Consider the following 21,903-nt stretch of genomic DNA (forward strand, 5'->3'; position numbering starts at 1 on the left):
TGACGATGGTTGCGAGCCCCCTTCGCGCGTGCCTGCTCGGTGCCCTGCTGGGGCTCGTACCGCTTTCCGCCCAAGCCGTCGTCGAGGGGCATACGTCCCGCGATCCCGGCGGCCTGCGCGCCTCCGTCGTGCGCATCGAGAGCACGCAGGGCGAGATCTGCTCGGGCACCCTGATCGCGCAGGACATCGTGCTGACCGCGGCCCATTGCGTGATGCGCAAGGCCGGCTTCGACGTGATCGTGGTCGATCCGAATTTCCGTCAGCGCCGCTTGCGGGCGGTCGCGGTCTCGATGCATCCCGACTTCGTGCCCGGCACGACCCCGGAGGAGCAGCCGGGCACCGACCTCGCCCTGCTCAAGCTGGAGCGGCCGGTCGGCCCCGGTTTCCGCCCGCTCGATCCCCGAGGCGGCGCGATCACCACGGGGGATTCCGTCGACATCGCCGGTTTCGGCGTGCTGGCCGAGAACCGCCGCAACACCGCTCGGACGCTGCGCACGGCCCATCTCGTCTCCATCGGCTCGCTGCAGGTCGCCAACCGCGTCACCGTGGTGACCGATGCCCGGCGCCTCGCCGAGACGGCGGGTGCGGGCGCCTGCCTCGGCGATTCCGGCGGCCCGATCCTGCGCGGCGGCCAGATGGTCGGCGTGGTGAGCTGGTCGAGCGGCGCCATGCGCCAGGACCGCCGCGCCCGCACCGCCTGCGGCGGCTTCACCGCCGTGACCCCCACCGGCGAGCACGCGGGCTGGATCTCGTCCCGCGCCGCCGAGATGGAGGCCTTGCCGGTGGATGTGGCGGCGACGCAGGCCGGGCGCACCGAATGGATGGCCCGGCCCGGACGCCGCCGCAACTGAGCCGCCTCGGCTCATCCGGACGCCGCCCCCTCCCATGGGTCGAGGCGGCGCCTCGGGTGATCAGGCGAACTTCAGGAGCTTGATCGCATCGAAGTCCTGCACACCGCCGCCGACCCGCTTCGTGGTGTAGAACAGCACATAGGGCTTGGCGGAATAGGGATCGCGCAGGGTCCGCAGGCCGATGCGATCCACCACGAGGTAGCCGCGGCGGAAATCGCCGAAGGCGATGGAGAGCGAGCCGGCGGCAAGGTCCGGCATCGCCTCGGCCTCGGCGACGGGAAAGCCCATCAGGGTGGCGTTCCGGTCCGCCGCGAGCGGCGGCTGCCAGAGATAATTGCCCTCCGCATCCTTGAACTTGCGGATCGCGCTTTGCACCCGCCGGTTCATGACGAAGCTCGCCCCCTGCCGGTAGCCGGCCCGCAGGGCGTAGATCAGGTCGTACAGGGTGTCGGCCGGGTTGCTCGCCGGGAAGGCCCCGTTCGCCCCCGTCGCGATGACGCCGAGCTTGTTCGGCACCCAATTCGCGTTGGCGACCGTATCGTAGCCGAGGAAGCCCTTCGGCCGGCCGACGCCGTTGCCCGTCACGAAGGCGACGCCCTCCTGTTCGGCGAAGGCCGTCTCGACCTCCTCGGCGAGCCAGGCATCAATGTCGAGCACGGCGTCGTCGAGCAGAGTCTGGGTCGCCGCCGGCATGGCGTAGAGTTCCATCGCCGGGAAGCTCAGCTCGGACAGGTTCGGCGTGTCGGTCTGCGGCCGGGGTTCGGTTTCGGCGACCCAGCCGGCGGCGGGGCCGTTGACGGAGACCGCCCGCTTGTATTGCCCGCCGGACACGACGCGCACCGTGGCGAGGGCCCGGATCGGCGAGATCTCGGCAAGGCGCCGCAGCACCTCGCGCTCGACGGTCGAGGGCACGAGGTAGCCGCCATCCGGCCCCGCTCCCGCCGAGAGCGCCTTCTCCTCCAGCCGTTTCAGCCCCGCGCTTTCACCGGCCCGGACATAGAGGTCGAAGGCGGCCTTGTGCTCGGTGGCCGAGGCGTCGCGCACCGGCTCGCCGCCGCCGAGGGGCGGGCGGGCGCGGTCGAGGCTGATCCGGTCGAGGCGGGTTTTGGCATGGTCGAGGGCGGCGTCGATGCGGGCGAGCTTTTCTTCCGTCACCACGTCGGCGGTGAGCCGGTGCTCGATCTCAGCGAGGCGGGTGTCGTTCGTCTCCTTGAACGCCTCGAAGGCGCGGGCGAACTCGTCGAGCACCGGGTCGGCGCCGAGCATCGCCGCCTTGTTCTCCGGCATACCGGCCGGGGCCTTGGTCTCGAAACGCATGTCGGTCATGGCATCCTCATCGGTTGGGAAGGGATCGTGGGGGAAGCGAGCGTCAGGCCCGTGCCGAGGCCTGCGGCGAAGCCGAGAGCCTCAGGCGGGACAGCGCGGAGGAGAGCGACGGCGCCGCGGCACGGGACACCCGCGCCTCGGGCTGAAGCGGGAAGGTCACCAGCGAGACCTCCCACAGATCGACCGCCAGGAGGCGGCGGCCGCCGCGCTCGGGCGCGGCTCGCACCACGCGAAAGCCGATGGAGAGCCCGTCGAGGGCGCCATCCCGCATCAGCGCATCGATCTCACGGGCGCGCTGGACCGCGAGGTTGAGCCGGCCCGCGACGCGCAGGCCACGCCCGTCCTCCCGGAGGGAGAGCCAGGATCCGATCGGCTCGGCCGGATCGTGCTGCCACAGCATCCGCACCCCGCCGGCCCCGCGCCGGGCGAGGCTGGCGGCGAAGGCGCCGGGCGCGACGGTGTCGCGGCCGAGATCGGGCACGCCGAACAGGCTGGCGTAGCCGGTGAAGTGGCCATCCATCGAAAGACCTCGGAGGAAGGAGAAGAGCGGTTTCTGTCCCGACCCCCCTGGGGTCAGGCGTCTGATCCCGGAACCTCGGCCGGGTAGCCGATCGCCCCGCGCTTCTCGGCCACGGACAGGAAATCGGCAGCCTGCACCCGGCGCCAGAGCGATTCACGCTCGGTCGCTAGGGCCTCGACGCCGTCGAGATCCGGCTCCAGGCGAACGGAGCCGAAGGCCGGCTCCAGCCAGCGGGCGATGGAATCGGCGGTGCGGCGCACCAGCGGGATCACGGTCTGCCGGTAGAAGGCGCGATTGGCCTCGGCATAGTTCGCGTGGGTGTTGTCGCCGGGCAGGCCGAGGAGAAGCGGCGGCACGCCGAAAGCGAGGGCGATCTCGCGGGCAGCGGCGGCCTTGGCCTCGACGAAATCCATCTCCTTCGGCGAGAGCGAGAGCGGGCGCCAATCGAGTCCGCCATCCAGGAGAAGCGGCCGGCCGGCATTGGCGCTGCCCTGGTAGCTCGCTTCCAACTCGGCCTTGAGCCGGGAAAACTGCGTGTCACTCAAGGAGGCGCCGGTCGATGGCGCGAAGACCAGGGCGCCGGAGGGCCGCGCGGCATTGTCGAGCAACGCCTTATTCCAGGCCCCGGCGGCGTTGTGGATGTCGAGCGGCACCGCCGCCGCCTCCATCGGCGAGAGGCCGTAATGGTCGTCGAGGGGGTTGAACAAGGTCAGGTGCAGGATCGGCGGCACGGCGCCGACCTGTTCGTAGCGGATCACCCGTCCGCCCACGGTGTAATCGTAGGCCGCAGGCCAGCCATCCGCCCCGGCGACGACCCGCATCCGGTCGGGCCGGAGGCAGAACAATTCGCGCGGCACCCCGTCGATTTCGACGGCCTCGAGATAGGCGTTACCGGACACCATCAGATGTCCGTACAGCCCATCGAAGAAGCGCATCCCGCCCTCGCGGGGGTTCGGCCGGGCGAGCAGGGCGAGCAGCGGATGCGCTTCGTCGGCGCCCGCGAGCGTGAGCGGCAGGGAGGCGGCGGCCTCCGCCACCAGCCGGATGGCGCGATGGACGATGGCGTTGCGCTGGAAGCCCTCACGGGCCAGGGCGCCGTAATCCCGCGCGGTCCAGGACGCGCGCGCCTCGCCATAGAGCGCGACGGCGGCGCTGGCCTTGGTCGCGGGCACGAAGCCCGCCGCCCGGGCGAGCTGTGTCAGGAAGCCGGGCATGGCGGTTTTCTCCGCTATCGATGTTTCACGTGAAATTAACCATGCGAGCCGTCACAACCGGCGGATGCGCGGCTCTCCCGAAGGCGACAGCATCAGATGCGTGAGCGCCCAGACCAGGGCGTCGAGTCGATCCGGCGAACCTCCACCCGGCAGACCGCCCGGGCCGAAGGCGCACATCTCGTCTTCGAGCGCCGGCAAGGGGCCGACATGGCGCACGCGGCCCTGAGCGTAGAGCAGGGAGACCGGCTCGGCCCGCAACACCTTCCCCCGCGTGGCCCGCACCGTCACCACCGGCACGCCGGGATCGGCCTCGGCCAGGACCGAAACGACCATCTCACCGCCCTGGTTGACCTCCGCCACCAGGGCATCCGCGCCGAGGCGATGGTAGAGGGCCAGGGCAGCCCGCGCCCAGACCGTGGGCGAGGCTCTCTCAAGGGTTGCATCGGCGAGCACATAAGCTATGCCATCCGCCGCCAGCCCGGCGGCGACGATGCCGCAGGCATCCGCCCCGGCCCGCGAGGAGGCCGGCGGATCGATGGCGACGGCAATGCGCTGCAGGGACGGCGCGGCGGCGATGCGGGCGCTCTCGATGAGATCGCGCGTCCAGAGAGCGTCCGGCCGATCCTCGATCAGCTCGCCGTCGAGTTCCTGGCGCCCGAGCCGCGTGCCGGCATAGCGCCCGACCACCTCTTCGAGAAAAAGCGGTGCGAGATTGTCCGCATTGTCGGCGGTGCGCGAGCGCGTCACCACCGTGCGCGGATCGGCCAGCAGCCGCCGGATCAGCGGCACCGGGCGCGGCGTCGTCGTCACCAAGCCTCGGGGATGGCGTCCGAGGCGGAGACCGAATTGGATCATGTCGTAGGCGGCTTCCGCCTCGCGCCACTTGGCCACCTCATCGGACCAAGCCGCCCCGAATTGCGGCCCGCGCAGGGAATCCGGCTCCTCGGCCGAGAAGGCGAGCGCCACCGCGCCGTTGCCGAACACGACCCGCCGCCGGGAGGGCTGCCAGACCGGCACCGCGCCACCGAGGCGTGGCAGGGCGAGAAGGCCGGACGGTCCCTCGATCATCACGTCGCGGACATCGGCGAAGGTCTCACCGATCAGGGCGATGCGCCCGACCGGCGCGTCGGTGAAGACGGGATCGCCGAGGGCGAGGCCGCGGACCCACTCGGCGCCCGTCCGCGTCTTGCCCGAACCGCGCCCGCCGATCACCGCCCAGGTGGTCCAATGTCCCGGCGGCGGAAGCTGATCCGCCCTCGCCCGATGCAGCCAATCGGCCTCAAGCAGGCGAAGCTGCTCCGGCGAGAGGCGGGTCAGAAAGGCCGTCATCCGGTTCCGCCGCCGCGAATGCAGCATAGCGGCGCGCGATATCCGTGCGCATCGCCACGAGATCGGCAACGGACAGGGCGGGTGAGCCGCTTGCGCCATCCCCCCCTCCCCCCTCGGCGGCCCGGTCGGCCGTCCTCATGTCATCGAGCAGGTTCTTCAGGCCGCCGAGATCGCGCAGCACCTTTCCGGAATCCAACCCGGCAGGCGGCGGCTCCACATCGAGGGCGGCGTCGAACCGGTCGATCTGCCGCTCGATCTGCGCGAGCAGACGGGACCGCAACCGCTGCGGATCGGGTGTCCGCTTGCGGGATCGTCGGGGTTTCGTGGGCGGAGGCGGGCTCGGCGCGGGCTCATGGCATGAGTCGGAGCGGCGCGCCATCGCGGTGTCTCCATTCACACTTCTTGAGCGTGCCCTCTACCTACCGGAGGAGCGTCGCGCTGTCAATGCTAAAAATCCTATTTCAGGGAAATATGCCGATATCGCTACGCCCGCGCCGATGACGGCGGCGCCTAACCCGCCACGCTGCGCGGCGTGTAGACGAACGGCAATTTCCCCTCGCGTACGATCAGCCGCGTGGTCGGCGCGCCGATGATGATCATGGTCGCCATGTCGGCCGGCGCCGTGCGGGCCTCGTCCAGGGTCAGCACCCGCAAAGCCTCGTCGGGCCGGGTCACGGCGCGGGCGAAGATGACGGGCGTTGCCAGCGGCAGGATCTCGGCGGCCAGTGCCAGGGCCCGGCCGAGCTGCCAGGGCCGGGCGGAGGAAATCGGGTTGTAGAGGGCGACGCTCAGGCCCGCCCGCAGCACCGCTTCGAGCCGGGCGGTCACCACGTCCCAGGGCTTGAGGTTGTCCGACAGCGAGATCGCGCAGAAATCGCCGCCCAGCGGTGCGCCGAGGCGGGCGGCGGCGGCGAGCATGGCGGTGATGCCGGGCTCGACCCGGATGTCGAGGTCGCGCCATTCGGCCGGCCCCTTCTCCACCGCCTCGAACACGGCCGCGGCCATGGCGAAGACACCGGGATCGCCCCCCGACACCACCGCGACCTGACGGCCGGCGGCGGCAAGGGCGAGGGCGTGGCGGGAGCGGTCGAGCTCGACCCGGTTGTCGCTGGCATGGCGCGTCAGCCCCTCCCGCTCGGGGATTCGGGCGACATAGGGATAATAGCCGATCAGGTCCTGCGCCCGGTCGAGGGCGGCGCGGGCCGATTCGGTGAGCAGGCGCGGGTCGCCCGGCCCGAGGCCGATGACCGTGACGCTCCCCTCGGTCCTCGCCTCACTGTTCTCGCTCACGGGCGGCGGCCCTCGCCGGGGACCAGCACCATCGAGAAGTAGGGCGCGGTGTCGTCCGCCTTCTGGCTCAACGGCACCACCCGCTCATCGGCCATGGTGCCGCGCTCGACATAGACGGCACGGTCGAGAAAGCCGGTCTCGGCCAGCACACCGCGCACCTTCGGCAGATGGCGGCCGAGCTTCATGATCACCGCCGCGTCGGTGCCCTTCAGCCGTTCCACCAGCGCGGCGCGCGGCAGGGTCGCCGGCAGGATGGTGAGCACGTCGTCGCCCCAGGTGATCGGGGTGCCAGCCCGGGTCCAGCAGCCGGACATGCCGGTGACGCCGGGGATCACCTCGACGGGGAAGCGGTCCTTCAGCCGCCGCCACAGATGCATGAACGAGCCGTAGAAGAAGGGATCGCCCTCCGACAGGATCGCCACGTCGCGCCCGGCATCGAGATGGTCGGCGAGCCGCCCGGCCGCCTCATCGTAGAAGCCGGCAAGCGCCGCGACATAATCGGGATGATCGGGGTGGAGCTCGGTGGTGTAGGGATAGGCCAGCGGAAATTCGCGGGTGGGATCGCACATCACGGCGTCGGCGATGGTGCGGGCATTGCCGCGCTTACCCCGCTTGCAGAAATGCACGAGCACCGGAGCGTGCTCCAGCACCCGCATGGCCTTCACGGTCAGAAAATCGGGATCGCCCGGCCCCATGCCGACGCCGAAGAGCGTTCCGGTCTTGGGGGTCACGGGGACATCCCCGGCGCCGTCGGGAGTCTCGACCGGGGCGTCGATGCGCACGCTCCCCTCCATCACTCGACCTCGTTCGCCAGCGCGTTGACCGCCGCCGCCGTCATGGCGCTGCCGCCGCGGCGGCCATGGACCACGACGAAGGGCACCCGCCCGTCCCGCGCCAGGGCCTCCTTGGATTCCGCCGCGCCGACGAAGCCGACGGGGATGCCGATCACCGCCGCCGGGGGCGCCACGCCCTCGTCGAGCAGTTCGAGCAGGCGGAACAGGGCGGTGGGGGCGTTGCCGACGGCGACCACGCTGCCGGGCAGGTGCTCGCGCCACAATTCCATGGCGGCGGCCGAGCGGGTGGTGCCCATCTCCGCCGCGAGGCCGGGGACGCGGGGGTCGCCCAGGGTGCAAATCACGTCGTTCTTCGCCGGCAGCCGGGCGCGGGTGACACCGTCGGCCACCATGCGCACGTCGCACAGGATCGGCGCGCCGGCCTTCAACGCCGCTTCGCCGGCGGCGGCGAAGCTGTCGGACATCTCGACGTCCTTCGGCAGGTCGGTCATGCCGCAGGCATGGATCATCCGCACCACGACGCGCTCGGCCGCGCCGGACCAGCGGGCGAGGTCGGATTCGGCGCGGATCATCGCGAAGGAGCGCGCGTAGATGGCGCCGCCGTCGCGGATATAGTCGTGGCGGGCACTCATCTCGCGTTGTCCTGAAACATCCGGTTCAAAAACAGCCGATCCGTGGCCGGAAGCCCGGTCGCAGCGGCCTTCCTTATCCGGTCCAGCGCCGCCTCGAAAGCGAGACGCGTTGCCGGCTCAGCCGAAGGCGGACCGGCGAGCACCACGTCGTAGGCGCCCTCGCGGGCCACCAGGGTCAGATCGGCCGGGCCGGGATGGGCGCAGCCCTTGGCGCAGCCCGAGACATGAACCGAGAGGCCGTGCGACGCGAGCGGCGCCAAAGCCTGCGCCAGCCGGGCGGCATGGTCCGGCACCGGGGTGGAGCCGGAGCGGCAGGCCGGCGCGCCGGGACAGGCGGCGACTGAGCGGCGGGGATCGTCCGGCGCCACGATGAAGCCGGCCGCCGCCAATTCCCCTCGAACGGCATCGAGACGGCCAGGGGGCAGAGGCAGCACGAAACCGCGCTCGGCGCTGAGCCGGACGCCCGCCTCCCCGGCCAGAGCGGCGACGCGCTCCAACCGGTCGGCGGTGCAGCGGCCGAACGGCGCCTCGACGAGGAGCGCGGATGCGTGGCCGGACAGGGTGACGAGCCCCGGTGCGGCCGGCGCGGGTGCGGGCGCCAGCGGCGCGGCCGCGCAGGGCAGGAAGCCGGCGGCGGCGGCGATCAGGGCGCGCTCGGACGCGTCGCAATCGCGCATCCGCCGCCGCCCGGTCCCGGCGAAAGCGGCCAGCGCGAGGCCGAGGGCGCCCGCCGCCTGCCGCTCCGGCAGCACACCGCAGCGCAGGGGGCCCTCCTCGCCCGCGAGGCCGAAGACGACGCGGCCCCGCCCCTCGGTGAACAGGAAGACATCGGCCTCGACCGCGCCGAGGCCGAAACGCCCGCCGCCATCGATCGCCACCAGGGTCTTGGGCGGCAGGCCCGGCACGGCGAGACCCGCCGCCTCCACGGCACCGGCGAGCGCCGGCACGTCGATGCCTTCGCCGGGATCGAGGCCGGCGAGCGGCGGCGTCAGCGTCAGGCGCTGCGGCCCGCCATCGTCGCGGGTATCGCCCAGGCCGGCTTCCGCCAAGAGGCAGGCGAGCGGGGAGGCACTCGTCGCACTGACGCCGCGGATCTGGAGATTGCCGCGGGCGGTGACGTCGATATGGCCATTGCCGTGGCGTCGTGCGCCGTCGGCCACCGCCCGCAACTGCGCGGGGGAGAGGCCGCCGAGCGGCGGATGGATGCGGGCGAGCAGCCCGTCGCCGGTCGGCATCGGCTTGGCCAAAGAGGGGCACCAGCCACGGCGGGCGCCCTCGGGCAGGGTGCGGCGCGGAGCTGTGACGGGCGTGCTCATTCCGCCGCCAGCAATGCGTCGGCCGGGGCGGCGTTGCGCCGGCTGTGCCAGAGGCCACGGGCGCGCAAGGCCTCGAAGCGTTCGAGGATGGCGCGGGTCGCCTCGGGATTGGCCGCGCGCAGGGCGTCGAACACCTCCGGGTCGGCGATCCAGGCGCCGTAGAGCCGGTCGAGATCGGCGTGGGAGACGGCATCGGTCGTGGCGGCGAGCACGAACACCGCATCGATCCCTTGCGCGAATTCCTGCGCCCCGCGATAGCCGTGGCGCAGCTGCGCCGCGATCCAGCGGGGATGGCCGAGCCGGCCGCGAATCAGCCGGGCCACGTCCTCGCGGGCGGTGCGGGCGCGCGGCGCCTCCGGGTTCGAGACGTCGAGGCTGTAGAGAGCGGGCGCCCTCCCCTCGGACGCGGCGGCGGCGGAGAAGCCGCCCATGGCGTCGGCCGCCGCATCCCCATCCAGGAGGTCGCGCTCGGCCACGTCGAAGGCGTGGACATAGGCATCCGCCGCCGCGACGCGGGCGGCGAAGCCCGCATCCTCGCCCTCCGCATCGCCATAGGCGTGGGTGGTGGCGGCGAGATAGGCCTGCCCGAGATCGGCGCGGCCGTCCCAGGCGCCGTCGAGCGCCGTCTCGGCGGTGCCGGCGCCGTAGCGGCCGGGGGCGCCGCCGTAGATGCGGGCGGCGGAGTCGCCCCGGCGCCGGGCGGCGGCCAGCGGGTTCTCCTCGTCCTCCTCCTCCCGCGCCGCCACGGCACGGGCCGCTCGGTCGAGCAGCGCCAGGGTCTCCGGAAACGTGTCGCGGAAGGCGCCGGAGACACGGCAGGTCACATCGATGCGCGGCCGGTCGAGGAGCGCCAGCGGCAGGATCTCGAAGCCGGTGACGCGGGTCGAGGCATGGTCCCAGATCGGGCGGACCCCCATCAGCGCGAGGGCGTGGGCCACATCCTCGCCGCCGGTGCGGAGCGTCGGCGAGGCCCAGAGATCCATGACGATGCGGGCCGGATACTCGCCCTCGTCCTGCAGGTAGCGCCGCACCACCGCATCCGCCGCCCTGGTCCCGAGCATCGTCGCGGCGCGGGTCGGCAGGGAGCGGGGATCGAGGGTCGTCAGGTTGCGACCGGTCGGCATCACGTCCCGGCGCCCGCGCGAGGGCGAGCCGGCGGGTCCCGGCGCGACGAAGCGGCCGTCGAGGGCGGCGACCAGCGCGGCACGCTCGGCCCGCGCGCTCGCCCGCACCGGCTCGGCGGCATCGGCGGGGGCCCGGCCGAACACGTGCAGGCCGTCGCGGAACGGCGTCTCGCCGAGGTCGCACAGATGCGCGTCGAGGGCGGTGAGGGCATCGGCCATCGGCGTGCCGGCATCGACGCCCGCGCCTTCCAGAAGTCCGGCCGAGGCCGCCTCGTCGAGGATCGCCTCGGCGATCAGCCCGGCCCGGCGCGGATCGAGCACGCTCGCGGCGGAATATTCCTCCACCAACTCGCGGAGCGCCGCCGCCTCGGGCGTCAGCCCGGCGGCCTCGACGGTCGGGGTGAGATGGCCGAGCGCGATCCCGCCGAGCCGGCGCTTCAGCGGCGCGGCCTCGCCGGGATCGTCGACGATGAAGGGATAGACCACCGGCAGCGCCCCGACCGCCAGCGCCGGCCAGCAGCCGGGCGACAACGCCACCGCCTTGCCGGGCAGCCACTCGGTGGTGCCATGGGTGCCGAGATGGATCAGCGCGTCGAAGTCGCGGCGCAGGCCGAGATAGAAGGCGAGATAGGCGTGGGTCGGCGGCTCGTCGGGATCGTGGTAGCCGGCTTTGCGGTCGGCCGCCCGGCCCCGGTCGGGCTGGAGGAAGAGGGTGAGGCCCCCTCCCCCGGCCGGATCGGCCCGCACCATCCGGAACCGGAACGCCCCGTCCCGACACAGCGGATCGTCCTCCGGCGCCCCCCAGCGGTCGGTGAGGTCCGCCCGCCGCTCCTCCGGCAAGCCATCGAACCACGCCGCGTAGGTGGCGAGCGGGACGGCAAAGCCCGGCTCTCCCTCGGTCAGCGCCGCCATCAGCGTGGTCGCCTCCGGCAGGTCGCCCGCACCGAACCCCGCCTCGGCCAGGTCGGCGGCGATGGCGCGGGCGCTCTCCGGGGTGTCGAGCCCGACGGCGTAACCGGCCCGGCCGCCGCGAGCGGGGTAATCGGACAGCACCATGGCGAGCCGGCGCTTGTCGCGCGGGGTCCGCCTCAGGCGGATCCAGGCGGCGGCGCGCTCCGTCAGCGCGGCGATGCCGGCGGGATCGGGCACGGCCCGGCGCTCGGCGAAGCCCTCGACCGCCTCGGCCTCCTCCTTGAAGGAGATCGGAAAGCCGGACAATCTGCCGTCGAATTCGGGCAAAGCCACCTGCATGGCGAGGTCGGCGGCGTTCATGCCGCGTCCGGAGGCAGCCCAGGCGGCGCGCGGGGCGCCCAATGTATAGGCCTGGAGCACCGGGCAATCGGCGGCATCGAGCACGAAACCGGCCTCGTCGCGGGCCGAGAAGGCGGTGGCCGCAAGCACGATGTCGGGCCGGCGCAGGGCCAGGGCCGCCCGCAGCACGGCCACCGCCTCCGGATCCTTCAGGCTCGACACGGCGAGGGTGAGGCAGGCGATGCCGCGCAGGCCCAGGGAGGCGGCGAGCTGCGCCGCCGGGCCGGTCTCGCCGGACAGCACCGCCGAGCGGTAGACCAGCAGCAGCGCCAGCGGCCCCGGCCCGGCGGCCCGCAGCGCGGCCTCGACGGACAGCACACCGCAGCCGGCGCACCAAGCGAAGCCGCGCGGCAGGGCCTGCGGCGGCGCCGCCTCGCAGGAAGCGCCGGCCTCCGCCGCCAGCCGCCGCAGCAGGTTCTTCAGGTTGTCCGGCCCGCCGGCGCGGAAATAGGCGTCGAGGCGGGCGCAGGTCTCCGGCGGCAGGGTCGAGAAGGCGTCGAGGCGCGGATCCGGCCGGTCGTCGCCGGGCAGGACGGCGAGCTTCACACCCTGCGCCCGCGCCACCGCCGCCGCCCGCTCGATGCCGTAGCGCCAGTAATCGAGCCCGCCGAGGCAGCGGATCACGCAGACCTTGGCCCGCGCGATCACCGCATCGACATAGAGATCGACCGACATCGGGTGGCGCAGCTGCGCCATCTTGGCGAGGCGCAGGGAGGGCAGGCCCGGCTCGCCGGCATGGGCGCGGGCGACGGCCGCCAGATCCGTATCGGTCAGGGACAGGAACACGATCTCGCCCGGGCTCTGGCCGAGATCGACCGCCGCCTCGCCCTCGTCGAGGGAGACCGTATCGAGGCGGATCAGGTGCATGGCGCCCGCCCCCTCACGGTTCCAGCCGCACGCGGGCCGGCTGCGCCCGCTGACGCCGGATGCGCCAGACGAGGCGCAGGAGCAAGACCGCCAAAAGACCGATCAGCAGCCAGGGCAGGCTCGCGACGGTGAACCGCAGGGCCGAGGCGGCGCTGTCGCCGAGAATCGGGCCACTGCGGGCCCAAACCTCCCACACCGGAGCGAAGGCGCCCGCCCGCGCTTGGTGCGTGCGGAAGCTGACCGTGACGATCTCGGTATCGACTCGCTGGTCGAGGCCGCGTCTTTGCGCCTCCGCCTCCTCGATCTGGCTCTGGACCTGCGCGAGTTCCCCCGCGATCTTGATGAGATCCTCGGCCCGATTGTCGGGCTTCTCGGCCAAGACGGTCAGACGGTTGCGGTAATCGTTGAGCTGGGCGAGCCGCCGGCCGGTATCGGCGAGGGTCCGGGTGAGATCCTCGGCGCGGGTTTCCTGGGCGATCAGGGCGACGTCGCCCGGCTCCTCCCCCGGCAGGGGGGCGGTGAGGAAGGCGACATAGGCGGCGACCGAGGCGTGCTTCAGCCGCACCTCGATCTGCGCCCGCGGCTGGCTGGCTCCGCCACCGTCGCGGATCGAAGACCGCAGCAGGGTGCAGTCCGCCGCCTCCTTCAGGCAGCGGTCCCGCGCGGCAGCGAAATGCGGCTCGACCCGGTCCGGCCCGAGGCCGAGGGTGAGATCGTGGCGGTAGGCGAGCTTGGCCTCGCCGGTCTCCCGCGCCGCCGATACGAATGGCGCCGGCGCAGCGAGATCGGCTGCCCGGCCGGATGGCGCGAGGTCGCGCCGGCTCTCCGAGCAGCCGGCGAGCAAGGCGAAGACCGGCAGGAGACCGGGCAGGACGCGGCCCTTGAGCCCGCGCCCGCCCACTCGCCCGGTCCGGCCCCGGCTCATCCCTGCAAAGCCGCCGCGACCGCGTCCCGGTCGAAGCCCTTCAAGCCGATCACGACGAGGCGTCCATCACGGGGCTCCGAGCCCTTCCACGGGCGATCGTAATGCGAGGCGACGCGGCGGCCCACGCCCTGGACCACGAGGCGCATCGGCTTGCCCTTCACTTCGGCGAAGCCCTTGATGCGCAGCACGCCCTCGGTCTCGGCGGCCTTCTCGACGCGGGCGGCGAGGTCTTCCGGGCTGCCGGCGACGCCGACGGGAATCGCGATGGATTCGAAATCGTCGTGGTCGTGATCCTCCCCCTCGCCGTGATGGGACGGGCGGGCGTCGAGGTCGTCCTCGGCCGCCGCCGCGATCCCGAGCAGCACACGCGGGTCGAGGCGGCCGTGCTCGGTGGCGACGATCTCGACGGCGCGGGGCAGATGCGCCTCGATCTCGGCGCGGACCTTTTGCAGGCCGGCTTCGTCGAGGAGGTCGGCCTTGTTGACCACCACGAGGTCGGCGCAGAGGATCTGATCCTCGAACACCTCTTCCAGCGGGTTGTCGTGATCGACCGCCTGATCCGCCGCGCGCTGGTTGGCCAGGGCGTCGGGATCCTCGGCGAACAGGCCGGAGGCCACCGCCGGGCCGTCCACCACCGCGACCACGCCGTCGACGGTGACGCGGGAGCGGATCGCCGGCCATTGGAAGGCCTGGACCAGGGGCTTGGGCAAAGCGAGGCCGGAGGTCTCGATCAGGATGTGCTCCGGCGGCTCGGGCCGGTCGAGGAGCTTCGTCAGCGCCGGCACGAAGTCGTCCGCCACGGTGCAGCAGATGCAGCCATTGGGCAGCTCCACCACCGAATCCTCGTTGCAGCCCTCGATGCCGCAGGAGGCGAGGAACGAGCCGTCGAAGCCGATATCGCCGAACTCGTTGACGATGATCGCGAGGCGGCGCCCCCCGGCCTTCTCGATGGTGTGGCGCACCAGCGTGGTCTTGCCGGCTCCGAGGAAGCCGGTGACGATGGTGCAGGGAATTTTCTCGACGAGGCTCATGATCGGGGCGTCCGGTTCGGGGCCGCCTGAATGTCTCTCACCAAACTCCCGTCGCGCCGTCGTGCCCGCAGGCGAAACGGTCGGTGTGCGGGAGTTTTGTGAGGCACTCTGAGCGGCGGGATGCGGGCGACGACACCCTTGCGAAACGCCTCAGGCCGCTCGCGCCAAGGCACGACACCGTCGGGGGTTTCGAGGTAGCGGCGCAGGCCCGCCAGGATGGTCCGTGCGGAGGTTTCGGGGGCTTCGCGCGCGTCGAAGTCCCCGTAGACGTAAGTCCAGCGGCCGGCTGAGGCGACGGCGACGGTGCAGGGCCGCTTGCAGACCGAGAGGCATTCGGCGCCCTCGATCGCCAGGCCGGGCACCGGCTCGCGCGCGGCCTCCGCCAGCAGCGCGGCCAGGAGCTTGGCTCCCGCCCGCGGTTCCGATGCATCGCCCGCCGCGCGGCAGGTGGTGCAGACCGACAGGATCGCGGTCTCCGGATCAGGCATGGGATCGGGCGTCCGCCTCGCGGCCGAACAGCCCCCAGGCCCAGCCATAGGCCAGCCCGATCAGCGCCCAGAACACGAAACCGATGGCGAGCGAGCGCGCGGCGAACTGCGCCGCCAGGGCCGGCGGCACCTGCGAGGCGGCCTCGGCGACCTGCGGCGCGCCCGCGAGATGCGGCGCGACGATCAGGACGAGGCCGCCCAGGATCGTCAGCGGCACCCGCCGCACGGCGATCAGGTAGAGGCCGAGCCCCGTCGCGATCACGGTCATCAGCCACCAGGATTGGCGCAGCAGCAGCGGCGCGCCGCCCATGCCGGGCAGTTCCGGCGGCAGGCCGATGGCGGGTGCCAGCGCCACCGCGAGGAAGCCGGCAATGCCGATGGCGAGCCCGCTCCGCGGCGTCGGCTCGCGGCGCAGGGCCAGCATCACCGCAGCGAGCAGAAGCGCGTAACCGACGCCACCGATCAGCGTGGCGAGGCCGGTGAAGGCGATCCGCTGCAGGCCCGGGGCGGGCTGCCATTCCTCGGCGGTGCCGTGATCGTGGCCACCCTCGCCGGGAGCGTGGGAATGGGCGTGGGCCGGCACGATCAGGGAGGCGAGCCTGACGGCCGAAGACGCATCGAGAGCCGGGGCGAGGGCATGGGTGCCCTCGCCCTCATAGGTCTCCGCCTGAAGGATCAGCGGGGAGGTCAGGGCGAGCTGCAGGCCCGTCGCGACGACGGACGCGAGGAAGCCGGCGACAAGCGCCGCCGACAGCAACCGAGTGATCATGGAATTGCTGCGTGAGCCGCTGGAGCGCGGATCAGTGGCAGGGGAAGTTCTGCGCGTGGCGGAAGTCGTGGGCCGCGTTGTGCAGCACCGTCGCCGGGGCGAAGCCCACCACGAAAACGAGGCCGAGCCCGAGGAAGGCGGCCACGAGCAGGGCGCGGGCGCCCTCGGCGGAACGGGTGGTGGTGGCCGAGGTCTGAAGGGTCGCGGTCGTCATCGTATCACGGGCTCCGGCCGCCCCACCGGCGGCGTTCGAGGGCATAGTTTCACGCGGACGGCAGGTCTCCTGGCTCGCGGCTGTTTTCGCGCCTGCCGCCTTCCCGGATCGACCGGTGGCTTGTGGCAGGAACTCGCCGCTCACAGTTGCGGGGGCAGCCACGGAATCGAGGTTTTCGCAACCTCTCACCGCATTCCCTTTTCACCCCGTTGGCGGGGCACCGTCACCGGCCACTTGTAACGCGGAGTCGACGACCATGCAAAGCGCCATTGCGTGAACCGGCCGGCCCGGTGCAAACGGGCCGGCATGACGGATACGGCGCCCGACCGGATGACGCTGGTGCTCGGCGGGGCGCGCTCGGGCAAGAGCGCGTATGCCGAGCGGCTGATCGAAGTCTGTCCTGCCCCCTGGCTCTACATCGCCACCGCTCAAGCCTGGGACGACGAGATGCGCACCCGCATCGCCGAGCACCGGGCCCGGCGCTCGGGCGATTGGCGCACCCTCGACGTGCCGATGGCGCTGCCGGAGGCGGTGGCCGCCGCGACCGGGCCGGTCCTGGTCGATTGCCTCACCCTCTGGCTCACCAACCTGCTGCTGGCGGAGGCCGATCTCGACGCCGCAACGGAGGCGCTGGCGCGGGCCTGCACCGCCGCGCCGGGCCCGCTGGTGCTGGTCGCCAACGAGGTCGGCCTCGGCATCGTGCCGGACAACGCCCTGGCCCGCCGCTTCCGCGACGCCGCCGGGCGCCTGCACCAACGCCTCGCGCGGGACGCCGACCGGGTCGTGCTCACGGTGGCCGGCCTGCCGCTGACGGTCAAACCCTCATCCGAGAATCTGGGACATCGCCCATGACCGAGACGACGACCGACGACGACGCCCGCCACCGCGAGAAGATGGCCAAGCGCAAGGCGGTGCAGGACGCCGAGGTGGCCTCGAAACGGATCGAGAAGGGCCTGCTGATCGTCCATACCGGCCCCGGCAAGGGCAAGACGACGGCGGCGCTCGGCCTCGTGCTGCGGATGCTCGGGCGCGGGCACCGGGTCGGCGTGGTGCAGTTCATCAAGGGCGCCTGGGATACCGGCGAGGCGCGGGCGCTGAAGAGCTTCGGCGACCGGATCGCGTGGCACGCCCTCGGCGAGGGCTTCACCTGGGAGACGCAGGACAAGGCCCGCGACATCGCCGCCTGCCGCAAGGCCTGGGACACGGCGAAGGCGCTGATGGCGGATCCGGGCATCCGCCTGCTCGTCCTCGACGAGCTGAACATCGCCCTGCGCTACGATTACCTCGACCTCGACGCGGTTCTCGCCGACCTCGCCGCCCGGCGGCCGGACCTCCACGTCGTCGTGACCGGCCGCAACGCCAAGCCGGCCCTGATCGAGGCCGCCGACCTCGTCACCGAGATGGGCAGCGTGAAGCACCATTTCTCGGCGGGGGTGAAGGCGCAGGAGGGAATCGAGTTCTGAGCCTGCGCGTCGTCCCGTGATTCCAGGGTCTCAACTCAGTCGGCTCGGCTGTATGAGACCCTGCTGAGGGCGGTGAGGTCGCAGCAGGTCGCGCCGCTTCCCCCAGCGGAGGAGTGTCCTGAGGTCGGCCGTTCCGGGGTGCTTCGCGGCTCGCGTCGCGAGCGCCTCGGCGCGAGGACGGTGGGATTGGCCCGGCAAGGGAACGCAAACAGGCTCTGAAAGTCCGAGATGTGGACGGCGGTAAGGGCAGCCGGGGCGACGTGTGCCCAAACACAGCCAAGCCGGTGCGTTCCGATGTCAATCACAACAGACGCAAGCAACGCGTCGCATCAGATCTCGGAACTCTCATCATGACAGATTTCGCTGTTTCCCGGCTGTCCGACGACGATCTCGACACTGTACAGGGCGGCCTGTCCGGCGCCGGCATCGGCAGCATCGCCGGCGGCACTCTCGGTGTTGTCGGTGTCGGCGTTCTCGCGGTCGGCTCGGGGATCGTGGCTGTGGTCAGCGCTCCCGTGCTGATTTCCGCGGCGGTCGTCGGCGTTGTCGGCGCCGGGGTCGGCGCCGGTGTGGGCAAGGTGGTGGATTTGGTCAGAGGCGCCTGAGAGCCCGTTTCAGCTCATCCTTTCAAGGGAATGCTGAGGGTGTTGGCGGCCATGAGGCCGGGGACGCGGACGTTCCGCCTCGAGCGGGACGCGACCTGAGTCGCGCCCCGTCATGTGCGGAAGAATCAGTACTCGATGATGTCTTCGAGCGCGTAGTGCTTCACCGTCTTGCGGTTGGCGATCAGCTCGTCGATCGTCGGCTCGCCCTTCATGGCGCGGGCGATGGCGAGCTTCGTCGCCTCGTAGTTGGTGCGGTAGAGATCCTTGCGGTCGAGGTTCTCGTCCTTGGCGCAGCGCTCGTCGAGCCAGATCGTGATGATCATGCAGAGTTCGTCGAGGCCGTCCTTCGGCAGGATGCCCTCGATCACGCAATCGACGATCGCGTCGCCGGTCGCCGCCTGAACCACGCCGCCCAGAAGCTCGGCATATTCGGCGGTGTGGATCGTGACCTTGGTGGTCATGATGGTGGAGGGGCGCACGAGTTGGTTGAGGTCGCGCACCACGAACATGCGGGTATGGCCCTGCACCTGGCCCAGCATGCCGGCGAAGGCGTGGCCGACGGGGCCGCGGGTCGAGCCGATCAGCACCTCCGGCATCGCGTCGGTGAATTGCCCCTCGGCGGCGAGCACCGTCGCCTCGCCCGTGCGAAACCAGATCTCGGACATGTCGTTCGTCCCTGCTTGTCGTGTCGAAGAGAAGATCCTGCCCGCGCGGGCGGTCGCGGCGCAGACACCACTCCCGGCCCCGCGCGTCAATCGCTTGCGGACGCAGCCTCGGCCGGAGGGCGCCCCTGGTCTGCGATGAAAAAACCGCCCATGTACGCATCACCTCCGTCAGCGGCGGTCGAGAGCGGAAGGACTGATGCGATGAGCGAGCCGGTGACGGGCCGGGAAGCCGCCTGGAGCTTGTCGGCGACGGCCGAGGGCGACGGCGTGCGGCTGGAACTCGCCCTGCCCGATCTCGGCGGTCGCCCGGTCACCGCGATCCTCAGCCTCGAACGGGCCGAGGCGCGCGCCTTCGCCCGGGCCTTGCTGGCCGCGGCGGGCGACGCGACGGAGCGGACCTTCCAGGGATCGGCCGACAGTTGATTACCGCTGGTTGCGCCGTCCCGGCAGGCGCGGCACCACCGTGCCGCGGGGTTCGACCGGGGCGTCGCAGGCATAGGCGAACTCGGTCTGAAGGTCGCTGAACACGGTCTCGCCGGTGATCTTGCAATCCTCGCGGGCGGTCTCGTCGAGATAGGTGCGCATCGCCGTGCGGAAGCGCGCGGCCCGGGTTTCGGCGGGGGGACGACCCTCGCCGGTCGTCCCGACATCGCAGCCCGTCACCTCGCGCAGGGCGTTCGAGACCACCAGCACCCGGCGCCGCTGGCGGTTGTCGTAGATCTCGTAGGGCTCGTTGCAGCCGATCGTCACCACCTGCGGCACCTGGGCCACATAGGTCTGCGAGATGTAGCCGAAGCCGGTGCAGCCCGAGATGCCGAGGCTGCCGCCCAACACGAGCGGGAGCGCGAGCCGCCGAACCGTCGTCGCCATCTGCCGCCTCATGCGCGTGCGAAACTCTCTCCCGCGAAGGGCAGGAACCGGCGCATTGAAACAGTCCAGCTTGCCCGGTCAAGCCGGACGCCCGAACTTGTGGCCGTCGTGCCCCGGGCGCACGGCCTCGTCATCCCCCGTGCCGGAACGGATCGGCCGGGCCGCCGCGTTGCCCTGGCGGCGACAGGGGCGAGGAGGCGCGGGCATGGTGGAGATCCGGCACGAGACGGTGACGGCGAACGGCGTACGGCTGCACGTCGCCCGCGCCGGCGGTGAACCGACGGAGCGGCCGCCCCTGGTGCTGCTGCACGGCTGGCCGGAATTCTGGCTGACCTGGGAGCCGGTGATGGCCCGCCTCTCCGACCGATTCAGCCTGATCGCGCCGGACCTGCGCGGCTTCGGCGCCAGCGAGAAGCCCGACCCCGGCCCCTCGGACCGGGCCGGCCCGGAGGTCCACGCCGCCGATATCGTCGGCCTTCTCGACGCCCTCGGGATCGCGCGGGCCGGTGTCGTCGGCCACGATGTCGGCGCCTCTGTCGGCCAAGCGCTCGGGCGCGCCAACCCGGACCGTCTCACCGGCCTGTTCTTCTTCGATTGCCCCTATCCCGGCATCGGCCCGCGGCTGGCTCAGCCGGAGATGCTCGCCGAGATCTGGTACCAGTCCTTCCACCTGAAACCCTTCGCGGCGCAGGTGGTCGGCGCCAGCCGCGAGAGCTGCCGCGCCTATATCGGTCATTTCCTGCGTCATTGGGCCGGCGGCAACCCAGCCGCCTTCGACGCCGTGCTCGATGCCTTCACCGACACCTTCCTGATGCCGGGCAATCTCCAGGGAGGCTTCAACTGGTATCTGAGCCAGCAGGCGGCGCGGCTCTCCATGGTGCGGGGCGAGGCCCCTGCCCTGCCGCCGATCGCCGTGCCGACCGGCATCCGCTGGGGCACGCAGGACCCGCTCTTCCCTTACGCCTGGACCGACCGTCTCGGCGAGACGTTCTCGCGGCTCGATCTCGCTCCGTTCGAGGGCGCCGGGCATTTCCCGCACCGGGAACGGCCGGATCGGGCAGCGGAGGAGATCGCGCGGTTCTTCGCGCGGAGGGAGGCCTGATGCGACCGGCGCCCGCGCGGGTGACGGGCGGCGAACCACCGATCCGAATGCTTCGAGTGTGGATGGGGTCGGATCCTACCCCCGCGCGATCATCTCCCGGATCCGCAGGCCGAGCGTCTCGACCACGAACGGCTTGGTCAGCACCGCCATGCCCGGCTCCAGATGACCGTTGCCCACGGCGGCGTTCTCGGCATAGCCGGTGATGAACAGGATCTTGAGGTCGGGGCGCGAAACGCGGGCCGCATCGGCCATCTGGCGGCCGTTCATGCCGCCAGGCAGGCCGACATCGGTGATGAGCAGGTCGATGCGCACGTCCGATTGCAGCACCTTCAGGCCGGAGGCGCTGTCGGCGGCCTCGATCGCGGTGTAGCCGAGGTCTTCCAGCACCTCGGTCACCAGCATCCGCACGGTCGGCTCGTCGTCGACCACCAGCACCGTTTCGCCCCGCTCGGCGCGGGGCGCGTCCACCAGGGGGCCGAACGCATCCGGCTCTTCCGCCTCGCCGTAATAACGGGGCAGGTAGATGCAGACCGTCGTCCCCTCGCCGATCTCGGAATAGATCCGCACCTGCCCGCCCGATTGCTTGGCGAAGCCGTAGATCATCGACAGGCCGAGCCCGGTGCCCTGGCCGATCGGCTTCGTGGTGAAGAACGGGTCGAAGGCCTTGGCCCGCACCTCCGGGCTCATGCCGGTGCCGGTATCGGTGACGCAGAGCGAGAGATACTGGCCGGGATCGAGGTCGCGCTCGCGGGCGCCGCGGTCGTCGAGCCACTTGTTGGCGGTCTCGATGGTGATGCGCCCGCCCTCCGGCAGGGCGTCGCGGGCGTTGATGCAGAGATTGAGCAGCGCGTTCTCGAGCTGCGGCGGATCGACGAGGATCGGCCAGAGACCGGCCGCGCCCACCACCTCGATGGTGATGGTGGGCCCGACCGTGCGGCGGATCAATTCCTCCAGGCCCATCACCAGCCGGTTCACGTCGGTGGGCTTGGGGTCCAGGGTCTGGCGGCGGGAGAAGGCGAGCAGGCGGTGCGTCAGCGCCGCGGCCCGCTTGGCCGCCCCCTGAGCGGCGCTCATATAGCGGTCGACATCCTTGAGCCGGCCCTGGCTGATCCGGGTCTGCATCAGTTCCAGGCTGCCGGAAATGCCGGCGAGCAGGTTGTTGAAGTCGTGGGCCAGCCCGCCGGTGAGCTGGCCCAC

23 protein-coding genes, 1 pseudogene and 1 riboswitch are annotated in these 21,903 nt (G+C 71.8%); of the genes and pseudogenes, 6 read left to right on the plus strand and 18 right to left on the minus strand.

What is annotated here, in order from left to right; all coding sequences use genetic code 11:
• Positions 1-5 precede the first annotated feature (5 nt).
• Positions 6-851 carry a S1 family peptidase gene (locus MZTS_RS08955; protein ID WP_192283329.1) on the plus strand — a complete coding sequence of 282 codons (846 nt, stop codon included), beginning with the start codon at positions 6-8 and terminating at the stop codon, positions 849-851.
• 60 nt (positions 852-911) lie between these two features.
• Here MZTS_RS08955 and MZTS_RS08960 read toward each other — a convergent pair whose 3' ends face one another.
• The 15 genes and pseudogenes from MZTS_RS08960 to MZTS_RS09030 all read right to left on the minus strand — a co-directional run bounded on the left by MZTS_RS08960 (position 912) and on the right by MZTS_RS09030 (position 16,001).
• Complete coding sequence (locus tag MZTS_RS08960; RefSeq protein WP_192283331.1) at positions 912-2,177, minus strand: phage major capsid protein; 1,266 nt, start codon at positions 2,175-2,177, stop codon at positions 912-914.
• A gap of 43 nt (positions 2,178-2,220) precedes the next feature.
• A complete protein-coding gene (locus MZTS_RS08965) occupies positions 2,221-2,697 on the minus strand; it encodes an HK97 family phage prohead protease (protein WP_192283333.1) in 477 nt (158 codons plus the stop codon).
• Between the two features lie 53 nt (positions 2,698-2,750).
• Positions 2,751-3,911, minus strand: coding sequence for a phage portal protein (locus tag MZTS_RS08970; protein WP_009864863.1), 1,161 nt, complete (start codon positions 3,909-3,911; stop codon positions 2,751-2,753).
• Positions 3,912-3,962: 51 nt separating this feature from the next.
• A complete protein-coding gene (locus tag MZTS_RS08975) occupies positions 3,963-5,228 on the minus strand; it encodes a DNA-packaging protein (protein ID WP_192283361.1) in 1,266 nt (421 codons plus the stop codon).
• The gene (locus tag MZTS_RS08980; protein WP_246482057.1) at positions 5,191-5,619 is read right to left on the minus strand and encodes a hypothetical protein; all 429 of its coding nucleotides are present in this window, start codon (positions 5,617-5,619) and stop codon (positions 5,191-5,193) included. The genes MZTS_RS08975 and MZTS_RS08980 overlap by 38 nt, the downstream gene beginning before the upstream one ends.
• Positions 5,620-5,750: 131 nt before the next feature.
• Complete coding sequence (gene cobJ, locus MZTS_RS08985; protein WP_192283335.1) at positions 5,751-6,530, minus strand: precorrin-3B C(17)-methyltransferase; 780 nt, start codon at positions 6,528-6,530, stop codon at positions 5,751-5,753.
• A complete protein-coding gene (locus MZTS_RS08990; RefSeq protein WP_192283337.1) occupies positions 6,527-7,324 on the minus strand; it encodes a precorrin-2 C(20)-methyltransferase in 798 nt (265 codons plus the stop codon). Before MZTS_RS08990 ends, cobJ begins: the two co-directional genes overlap by 4 nt.
• Complete coding sequence (locus MZTS_RS08995; protein ID WP_192283339.1) at positions 7,324-7,956, minus strand: precorrin-8X methylmutase; 633 nt, start codon at positions 7,954-7,956, stop codon at positions 7,324-7,326. Before MZTS_RS08995 ends, MZTS_RS08990 begins: the two co-directional genes overlap by 1 nt.
• Positions 7,953-9,272: a precorrin-3B synthase gene (gene cobG / locus MZTS_RS09000; protein ID WP_192283341.1), complete on the minus strand. Its 1,320-nt coding sequence runs from the start codon at positions 9,270-9,272 to the stop codon at positions 7,953-7,955. Before cobG ends, MZTS_RS08995 begins: the two co-directional genes overlap by 4 nt.
• On the minus strand, positions 9,269-12,574 hold the full coding sequence (gene cobN / locus MZTS_RS09005; RefSeq protein ID WP_192283342.1) for a cobaltochelatase subunit CobN: 3,306 nt from the start codon (positions 12,572-12,574) through the stop codon (positions 9,269-9,271). The genes cobG and cobN overlap by 4 nt, the downstream gene beginning before the upstream one ends.
• 13 nt (positions 12,575-12,587) lie before the next feature.
• Positions 12,588-13,499 (minus strand): DUF4349 domain-containing protein, encoded by a 912-nt coding sequence (locus MZTS_RS09010; RefSeq protein WP_192283343.1) that lies wholly within the window; start codon positions 13,497-13,499, stop codon positions 12,588-12,590.
• A complete protein-coding gene (cobW, locus tag MZTS_RS09015; protein ID WP_192283344.1) occupies positions 13,496-14,530 on the minus strand; it encodes a cobalamin biosynthesis protein CobW in 1,035 nt (344 codons plus the stop codon). The genes MZTS_RS09010 and cobW overlap by 4 nt, the downstream gene beginning before the upstream one ends.
• Positions 14,531-14,619: 89 nt before the next feature.
• Positions 14,620-15,018, minus strand: a pseudogene (locus MZTS_RS09020) (DUF1636 family protein); the annotation flags it as partial.
• Complete coding sequence (locus tag MZTS_RS09025; RefSeq protein ID WP_192283345.1) at positions 15,011-15,787, minus strand: CbtA family protein; 777 nt, start codon at positions 15,785-15,787, stop codon at positions 15,011-15,013. The gene MZTS_RS09025 and the pseudogene MZTS_RS09020, both read right to left, overlap by 8 nt.
• Positions 15,788-15,818: 31 nt before the next feature.
• Complete coding sequence (locus MZTS_RS09030) at positions 15,819-16,001, minus strand: CbtB domain-containing protein (protein ID WP_192283346.1); 183 nt, start codon at positions 15,999-16,001, stop codon at positions 15,819-15,821.
• A gap of 42 nt (positions 16,002-16,043) precedes the next feature.
• A riboswitch (cobalamin riboswitch) is annotated at positions 16,044-16,241 on the minus strand.
• A 90-nt stretch (positions 16,242-16,331) separates the two neighbouring features.
• On the opposite strand from MZTS_RS09030, the gene cobU reads away from it, so the two are divergent.
• The 3 genes from cobU to MZTS_RS09045 all read left to right on the plus strand — a co-directional run bounded on the left by cobU (position 16,332) and on the right by MZTS_RS09045 (position 18,069).
• On the plus strand, positions 16,332-16,853 hold the full coding sequence (cobU, locus tag MZTS_RS09035; protein ID WP_378739854.1) for a bifunctional adenosylcobinamide kinase/adenosylcobinamide-phosphate guanylyltransferase: 522 nt from the start codon (positions 16,332-16,334) through the stop codon (positions 16,851-16,853).
• Positions 16,850-17,464 carry a cob(I)yrinic acid a,c-diamide adenosyltransferase gene (gene cobO / locus MZTS_RS09040; RefSeq protein ID WP_192283349.1) on the plus strand — a complete coding sequence of 205 codons (615 nt, stop codon included), beginning with the start codon at positions 16,850-16,852 and terminating at the stop codon, positions 17,462-17,464. The genes cobU and cobO overlap by 4 nt, the downstream gene beginning before the upstream one ends.
• A gap of 350 nt (positions 17,465-17,814) precedes the next feature.
• On the plus strand, positions 17,815-18,069 hold the full coding sequence (locus MZTS_RS09045; RefSeq protein WP_192283351.1) for a hypothetical protein: 255 nt from the start codon (positions 17,815-17,817) through the stop codon (positions 18,067-18,069).
• Positions 18,070-18,194: 125 nt separating this feature from the next.
• Here MZTS_RS09045 and fae read toward each other — a convergent pair whose 3' ends face one another.
• Positions 18,195-18,734, minus strand: coding sequence for a formaldehyde-activating enzyme (gene fae, locus MZTS_RS09050; protein WP_026105577.1), 540 nt, complete (start codon positions 18,732-18,734; stop codon positions 18,195-18,197).
• Between the two features lie 201 nt (positions 18,735-18,935).
• Between fae and MZTS_RS09055 the strand changes: the two genes are divergently transcribed.
• On the plus strand, positions 18,936-19,157 hold the full coding sequence (locus MZTS_RS09055) for a hypothetical protein (RefSeq protein ID WP_192283353.1): 222 nt from the start codon (positions 18,936-18,938) through the stop codon (positions 19,155-19,157).
• Here the strand turns inward: MZTS_RS09055 and MZTS_RS09060 are convergent, their stop codons facing one another.
• Complete coding sequence (locus MZTS_RS09060) at positions 19,158-19,604, minus strand: hypothetical protein (RefSeq protein WP_192283355.1); 447 nt, start codon at positions 19,602-19,604, stop codon at positions 19,158-19,160.
• Between the two features lie 205 nt (positions 19,605-19,809).
• Here MZTS_RS09060 and MZTS_RS09065 point away from each other — a divergent pair, with 205 nt between their 5' ends.
• Positions 19,810-20,706, plus strand: a complete 897-nt coding sequence (locus tag MZTS_RS09065; protein WP_192283357.1) for an alpha/beta fold hydrolase — start codon at positions 19,810-19,812, stop codon at positions 20,704-20,706.
• 75 nt (positions 20,707-20,781) lie between these two features.
• Here MZTS_RS09065 and MZTS_RS09070 read toward each other — a convergent pair.
• Positions 20,782-21,903: ATP-binding protein (locus tag MZTS_RS09070; RefSeq protein ID WP_192283359.1), on the minus strand; the 1,122-nt coding region annotated here is incomplete at its 5' end.

The organism is Methylorubrum zatmanii (assembly GCF_014845115.1).
Classification (GTDB): Bacteria; Pseudomonadota; Alphaproteobacteria; order Rhizobiales; family Beijerinckiaceae; genus Methylobacterium; species Methylobacterium zatmanii.

Coding starts and splice junctions, on each gene's coding strand:
- MZTS_RS08990 (WP_192283337.1), bottom strand. CDS start 7,324: ATGGAGGGGAGCGTGCGCATCGACGCCCCGGTCGAGACTCCCGACGGC.
- cobG (WP_192283341.1), bottom strand. CDS start 9,272: ATGAGCACGCCCGTCACAGCTCCGCGCCGCACCCTGCCCGAGGGCGCC.
- MZTS_RS09010 (WP_192283343.1), bottom strand. CDS start 13,499: ATGAGCCGGGGCCGGACCGGGCGAGTGGGCGGGCGCGGGCTCAAGGGC.
- MZTS_RS08995 (WP_192283339.1), bottom strand. CDS start 7,956: ATGAGTGCCCGCCACGACTATATCCGCGACGGCGGCGCCATCTACGCG.
- MZTS_RS09025 (WP_192283345.1), bottom strand. CDS start 15,787: ATGATCACTCGGTTGCTGTCGGCGGCGCTTGTCGCCGGCTTCCTCGCG.
- MZTS_RS09065 (WP_192283357.1), top strand. CDS start 19,810: ATGGTGGAGATCCGGCACGAGACGGTGACGGCGAACGGCGTACGGCTG.
- MZTS_RS09055 (WP_192283353.1), top strand. CDS start 18,936: ATGAGCGAGCCGGTGACGGGCCGGGAAGCCGCCTGGAGCTTGTCGGCG.
- MZTS_RS08955 (WP_192283329.1), top strand. CDS start 6: ATGGTTGCGAGCCCCCTTCGCGCGTGCCTGCTCGGTGCCCTGCTGGGG.
- fae (WP_026105577.1), bottom strand. CDS start 18,734: ATGTCCGAGATCTGGTTTCGCACGGGCGAGGCGACGGTGCTCGCCGCC.
- MZTS_RS08965 (WP_192283333.1), bottom strand. CDS start 2,697: ATGGATGGCCACTTCACCGGCTACGCCAGCCTGTTCGGCGTGCCCGAT.
- cobO (WP_192283349.1), top strand. CDS start 16,850: ATGACCGAGACGACGACCGACGACGACGCCCGCCACCGCGAGAAGATG.
- cobN (WP_192283342.1), bottom strand. CDS start 12,574: ATGCACCTGATCCGCCTCGATACGGTCTCCCTCGACGAGGGCGAGGCG.
- cobW (WP_192283344.1), bottom strand. CDS start 14,530: ATGAGCCTCGTCGAGAAAATTCCCTGCACCATCGTCACCGGCTTCCTC.
- MZTS_RS09045 (WP_192283351.1), top strand. CDS start 17,815: ATGACAGATTTCGCTGTTTCCCGGCTGTCCGACGACGATCTCGACACT.
- MZTS_RS09060 (WP_192283355.1), bottom strand. CDS start 19,604: ATGGCGACGACGGTTCGGCGGCTCGCGCTCCCGCTCGTGTTGGGCGGC.
- MZTS_RS08970 (WP_009864863.1), bottom strand. CDS start 3,911: ATGCCCGGCTTCCTGACACAGCTCGCCCGGGCGGCGGGCTTCGTGCCC.
- cobU (WP_378739854.1), top strand. CDS start 16,332: ATGACGCTGGTGCTCGGCGGGGCGCGCTCGGGCAAGAGCGCGTATGCC.
- MZTS_RS09030 (WP_192283346.1), bottom strand. CDS start 16,001: ATGACGACCGCGACCCTTCAGACCTCGGCCACCACCACCCGTTCCGCC.
- MZTS_RS08980 (WP_246482057.1), bottom strand. CDS start 5,619: ATGGCGCGCCGCTCCGACTCATGCCATGAGCCCGCGCCGAGCCCGCCT.
- MZTS_RS08960 (WP_192283331.1), bottom strand. CDS start 2,177: ATGACCGACATGCGTTTCGAGACCAAGGCCCCGGCCGGTATGCCGGAG.